The organism is Prevotella sp. oral taxon 317 str. F0108 (assembly GCF_000162415.1).
GTDB lineage: Bacteria > Bacteroidota > Bacteroidia > Bacteroidales > Bacteroidaceae > Prevotella > Prevotella conceptionensis.
This window is the reverse complement of the sequence record NZ_GG740113.1, coordinates 1-736: the sequence shown is the minus strand read 5'-3', so window position 1 is coordinate 736 and position 736 is coordinate 1. Positions and strand designations below refer to the sequence as shown.

Genomic DNA, 736 nt, shown 5'->3' with positions numbered 1-736 from the left:
CTAAAGTTTCCCACCCTAATAAACAGATAGAAAAATAACAGTTTGTCGAATTTTCTTTGTAAATTAGTAATCGCAAAACAACTGATTTCAAAGACAAAACAACAAAACTGTTATGGAAGCAAAAATAGAGAAAATAAGCGAGTTGTCCAAACTCTTGAGTGTTAAAAGTCGAATGAGTGATGATTTATTTCATCTTTTTGGCAAGTTTGGCATCGGCCACCTGCTGTCTCGCCTGTCATTGGAGAAACACGACGGAGTTTCCGCTTCGGAGTTGATCCTCTCCCTTTGCCTCTTCCGCATCTTGGGTGAGAGCATCCACAGCATATGCAAACGTAAGATATATGAGCTTTCAAATCATGGTAAGAACTGTTTCTATCGGATGATGATTCGCCCGCAGATGGATTGGAGACGCTTGATGAACCACTTTGCCCTGCGTTATATGTGCCTATTGCGTAAGTATGGCGAAGCTCCTCAATCCGATGCCACGACCTGTTTCATTATAGATGACACCGTGCTTGAGAAGAGTGGTGTGAGGATGGAGGGCATCAGTCGTATTTTCGACCATGTAAAAGGCAGGTGCGTATTGGGATACAAACTGTTGCTTTGTGCATTCTTTGACGGCAAGACAACCATACCCTTTGATTTCTCGCTGCATCAAGAAAAGGGGAAACAAGGCGACTGCGGGCTGACAAGACAGCAACGCAGAAAAGCATATCATACCAAGAGGAATGATGAC

1 pseudogene is annotated in these 736 nt (G+C 43.2%); it reads left to right on the top strand.

The window, feature by feature from the left end:
- Positions 1 to 112: 112 nt before the first annotated feature.
- Positions 113 to 736: pseudogene (locus HMPREF0670_RS15150) on the top strand (IS4 family transposase); the annotation flags it as partial.